5 protein-coding genes are annotated in these 4,817 nt (G+C 39.2%); 2 read left to right on the top strand and 3 right to left on the bottom strand.

Annotated features, from left to right (window positions below):
• Positions 1-169 precede the first annotated feature (169 nt).
• The gene (gene katG / locus ACNKXS_RS03250) at positions 170-2,422 is read left to right on the top strand and encodes a catalase/peroxidase HPI (RefSeq protein ID WP_417919596.1); all 2,253 of its coding nucleotides are present in this window, start codon (positions 170-172) and stop codon (positions 2,420-2,422) included.
• Positions 2,423-2,735: 313 nt separating this feature from the next.
• Here katG and ACNKXS_RS03245 read toward each other — a convergent pair whose 3' ends face one another.
• The 3 genes from ACNKXS_RS03245 to ACNKXS_RS03235 are packed head-to-tail and all read right to left on the bottom strand — an operon-like array spanning position 2,736 to position 4,297.
• A complete protein-coding gene (locus tag ACNKXS_RS03245) occupies positions 2,736-3,458 on the bottom strand; it encodes an ATP-binding cassette domain-containing protein (protein ID WP_417919595.1) in 723 nt (240 codons plus the stop codon).
• Positions 3,455-3,733 (bottom strand): hypothetical protein, encoded by a 279-nt coding sequence (locus ACNKXS_RS03240; protein ID WP_417919594.1) that lies wholly within the window; start codon positions 3,731-3,733, stop codon positions 3,455-3,457. Before ACNKXS_RS03240 ends, ACNKXS_RS03245 begins: the two co-directional genes overlap by 4 nt.
• 51 nt (positions 3,734-3,784) lie before the next feature.
• Positions 3,785-4,297 carry a lactoylglutathione lyase family protein gene (locus ACNKXS_RS03235; RefSeq protein WP_417919593.1) on the bottom strand — a complete coding sequence of 171 codons (513 nt, stop codon included), beginning with the start codon at positions 4,295-4,297 and terminating at the stop codon, positions 3,785-3,787.
• 123 nt (positions 4,298-4,420) lie between these two features.
• Between ACNKXS_RS03235 and ACNKXS_RS03230 the strand changes: the two genes are divergently transcribed.
• A complete protein-coding gene (locus tag ACNKXS_RS03230) occupies positions 4,421-4,720 on the top strand; it encodes a winged helix-turn-helix transcriptional regulator (RefSeq protein WP_417919592.1) in 300 nt (99 codons plus the stop codon).
• Positions 4,721-4,817 lie beyond the last annotated feature (97 nt).

Here is a 4,817-nt window from a genome sequence, read left to right as displayed (position 1 = left end):
TAAACTTTTCACGGTTAGGTTTGAAAACTTTAATTGTATAAATTACAATAATTCGATATTAAGCTATTTGATATGCCTATCATTATATAAAAACTATAGATAAAAATTATCGAATACCTTTTCGTAAATTCGAATTCTAATCCAATTTATTAATCTAATACTTAACAAAATGGGAAAAAATCATTCTGGAAGCGACGATAATCACAAGGTTTGGGAAGTTAATGAATCCAGTAAATGTCCATTTATGGGTGGAGCTATCAAGAACTCTGCCGGCAATGGGACATCCAACCGGGATTGGTGGCCAAATCAGCTAAACCTCAATATATTAAAACAGCATTCTTCATTAACCGATCCTATGGACGATGACTTTAATTATGCTGAAGAATTTAAAAGCCTTGATCTGGCTGCGGTAAAGCAGGATCTTTATGATCTAATGACCGATTCCCAGGACTGGTGGCCGGCAGATTACGGGCATTACGGACCATTTTTTATACGTATGGCCTGGCATAGTGCAGGTACGTATAGGATTGGAGATGGTCGTGGAGGAGCCGGTTCTGGCCAACAAAGGTTTGCTCCACTAAATAGCTGGCCAGACAATGCAAACCTGGATAAGGCGAGATTGCTACTATGGCCAATTAAAAAGAAATATGGTAGAAAACTATCCTGGGCAGATCTACTGGTGCTAGCCGGGAATTGTGCTCATGAATCTATGGGGTTGCCGATGTTTGGTTTTGCCGGTGGTCGTGAAGATGTATGGGAACCAGAAAACGATGTTTACTGGGGATCTGAAAGCGAATGGCTTGATAATGAAGAAAGATATGCTGAAGGCGAACTTGAAAGTCCGCTTGGAGCAGCACATATGGGCTTAATTTATGTAAATCCTGAAGGACATAACGGGAATCCAGACCCGGTAGAGTCGGCTTCTTATATTCGTGATACCTTCGGAAGAATGGCGATGAACGATTATGAAACTGTTGCTTTGATCGCGGGTGGTCACACCTTCGGAAAAACTCACGGTGCTGCAGATCCTGAAAAATATGTGGAAGCTGAACCAGCTGCTGCAGGGATCGAAATGCAGAGTATGGGATGGCAAAACACTTATAATTCTGGAAAAGGACCCGATACAATTACCAGTGGAATTGAAGGCGCCTGGACAGATACTCCAACAAAATGGAGTAATACATACTTCGAAAATCTATTTAAATACGACTGGGAATGCATAAAAGGCCCTGGTGGAGCATATCAATGGCAGCCAAAGGATAATGCCGGAGCGGGAACTGTTCCAGATGCGCATGACCCGAATAAGAAACATGCGCCATTTATGTTGACGACAGATCTTTCTTTAAAGATGGATCCAGAATATGAAAAGATCTCCAGACATTTTCTTGAAAACCCTGAAGAGTTTGCAGATGCTTACTCTCGTGCCTGGTTCAAACTAACCCACCGTGATATGGGACCTATCGAAAGATATTTAGGCCCGGAAGTTCCACAGGAGGAACTGTTATGGCAGGATCCTATTCCAAAAGTTGAACATGAGATCATCAACGATCAGGATGTGGAAAGTTTAAAATCTAAAATTCTTGATAGTGGACTTTCTACTGCCGCGCTGGTTTCAGCTGCATGGGCTTCGGCTTCAACTTTTAGAGGTTCAGACAAACGTGGTGGAGCCAATGGTGCACGTGTACGTTTAGCACCTCAAAAAGGATGGGAAGTGAATAATCCTCCGCAATTAGGGAAAGTGATCCAGACACTGGAAGGAATTCAGTCAGATTTCAATGATTCACAGGATTCTAAAAAAGTTTCTATAGCAGACCTTATCGTACTTGCCGGTTGTGCGGCAGTTGAGAAGGCAGCTAAAGAGGCTGGACATGATGTCAAAGTGCCATTTACCCCGGGACGTGCAGATGCCACCCAGGAAAAGACCGATGTGGAAGCATTTGAACCACTGGAGCCTAACGCAGATGGTTTTAGAAACTACTTCGGAAACAGGGATAATATCTCAGCATCAGCTGAAGCATTATTGATCGATAGAGCACAACTGCTCACTTTAACTGCTCCTGAAATGACAGTTCTGGTAGGTGGAATGAGATCTATTGGTGCTAATTATGATGGTTCTAAACATGGAGTTTTCACAGACAGACCAGGACAGTTGACCAACGATTTCTTTAAGAATATCCTTGACTTTGGAGTGACCTGGAAAGCAACTTCAGAAGATGATCAATTCTTTGAAGGTAGAGACAGAAAAACTGGCGAGGTGAAATATACCGGAAGCAGGGTAGATCTTATTTTTGGTTCCAACTCAGAATTAAGAGCACTGGCTGAGGTTTATGCAACCGATGATGTTGAAGCGAAATTTGTAAAAGATTTCGTGAAGGCCTGGAATAAAGTGATGAACCTGGATCGTTATGATCTTAAGGCTTAAAATCTATCTAAACAATTTGAAAAGGGTGGCAATTTGCTGCCCTTTTTTATTTCAGATCATGAAATAAAATACTGTACCGATTTTAGAAGTAAGACTACTATAAAAATCACAAACAAGGCAAGAATGAAAAAACTAACCCGGTTCAGGACTATACGGCTACCTGCAAGGTCATACCGTTGTCAAACTTTTCACTCAATAGAGATTTAGCTGTTTTTTCTGAATGCAGGGCGTGTAGATACAGCCATCCTATAGGTTTGTAGATTAAATTATGTCCAAATGGCCGTTCTTGTATATTCGAAACTGTCTGCGATTTTCATTTAGAAGAAACCTCTTCTTTTACGTTTAAGTCTGCAAAATATAAAAAGTCAGGATGTTTATATGTTTTCAGGTAGCCTTCAGCAAGCAAATCGGCTTCAGAAGAAATACTGACTAAATTCCCATTTTTCAGAAGAAAATTTTTAGAGACAACTTTTAGTACATCCTGGTAATAATGGTCTGTGATGACAATACCTTTTCTAGCTTTCAACTCCTTAATTAACTCAATAATATACTCCTTATACAGTGGTTCTACCATAAAAAAAGGTTCGTCCAGTAACAAAAATGGATGGTCAAGGTTACCCACAAGAAGTAATTCCAGATACCTAAGCTGGCCAATGGCTAGTTCTTTAATCTTTCTGGAAGCAAAATTTCCTACTCCTTTAGCGTAAAATATACGATCCTGAGCTTCCCCGTCTGAATGAAAAAAAGGAATAATATCCTGTACAGTTGTATTCTTCGGAAGAAAACTATCCTGCGGTAAATAAGCGATCAATTTTTCTGAAATGATGGAGGATGATGTCAATTCCCGGTCGTTGAGGTGAATACTGCCCTGGTCAGGTTTTATTTTTCCGAAGAGAATTTTTAAAAAGGTAGATTTTCCGGTGCCATTTCTACCGAAGATTCCGATAACTTCACCTGTTTTACATTGAAAATTGAGATCATTCAGAATATTATCTGCGTAGCTCTTGTGAATATTTCGGGCATGAAGAATTCTCAAAATAGCAACAGGATTATTCCGCAGATAACAGCAATCATAATATTAAGAAGAAAAACACGACTTAGCAGGAATGTCTTGCTAAATCCCAGGTTTTCATACATAAAGTATTGATGCTTTTTAAAATAATCGAATGCCAGCATACCTGTAAAAACACCAAAACTGCTAAAAATAAGCAGCGCATACAAAGGTCCGGCAGCGATCCCAATGATGATCGCCAGCGGAACATTGTATGTATTGATCTCCTTGAAATACCTGAAAACAGCCTGAGTAAACATCGAATGATAAGGTTTAAATAGCTATTAAGGTATAAAATTCAGTTCAGTATTCTATTCTGAATAGGCGCCAGATGAATAGGTAAGTTCGTAACTATGCGTATAAATTTCAAATACGATCCCAAAAGGATCTTCGACATAACACATTTTGAAAGGTTTTTCTTCCGGGTAATATTCTCTAATTGGCATTCGCTGTTTCCCACCATTAGCCACAATTTTTTCAATTAGACCTTCAATGTCAGGATCCTGTACGCAAAAGTGAAACAGTCCGGTATTAAATGGGTTGAATTCCGGAGCTTCTTTTTTGCCTTTAGAAAATGAGAATAACTCGATTCCCACACCATCTGAGGTAGACATATGAGCGATCTCAAATTCTTCCCAGTCATTTCCAAATACATCGATACACATTTGTCCAATAGCAGTATCAGGGTCTTTCTCTACCTTTGCTGGTTGCATGATCGTGTACCATCCCATTACTTCAGCATAAAAATCTACAGCTTTCTGAAGGTCTGGAACGGTGATTCCAATATGTGAAAATGATCTTGGATAAGCGTTTTCTTTTTTCATAATATTCTACTTTCGAACCTCAAAATTAAGGTATATTCGTCTCGTAAACAATAAGTTACCTAAAAGTGGTATAGGTTACTAAAAGAGTAAATAGAAGATTATCAGAGTTTTATGTCTAAAATTATGTCTAAGAATATTTGTCCTTTAAATGCGACCATGAATTTAATTGGTACAAAATGGAAACCTTTGGTGCTCTTTCATTTACTGGATGGTCCGGAAAGATCTGGTATTCTCAAATCCAAAATTCCTGAGATCAGCAATAAAATGTTCACGCAAACAGTTCGTGAACTGGAGAAGGACTTACTCGTTTCACGTAAGGTTTACCCGGTGGTTCCTCCCAAAGTTGAATATCAACTTACTGAAAAAGGAAGGTCACTGGAGCATATTCTGCGTGAATTGGATGAATGGGGAAAGCAGATTTAGTGATTGATTTATATCATCAAACATGGAAACTGTAATTTTTAAAATTCCATTAGCAAATTATGACCTGTTCGCGCGGAAGTTTTTCTAAATTTACGGC

Origin of the sequence: Christiangramia marina (assembly GCF_048285865.1) — a bacterium.
GTDB classification, from domain to species: domain Bacteria; phylum Bacteroidota; class Bacteroidia; order Flavobacteriales; family Flavobacteriaceae; genus Christiangramia; species Christiangramia marina.
Note: the sequence above shows the minus strand (reverse complement) of the source record. Positions and strands in the feature narration are given on the sequence as shown.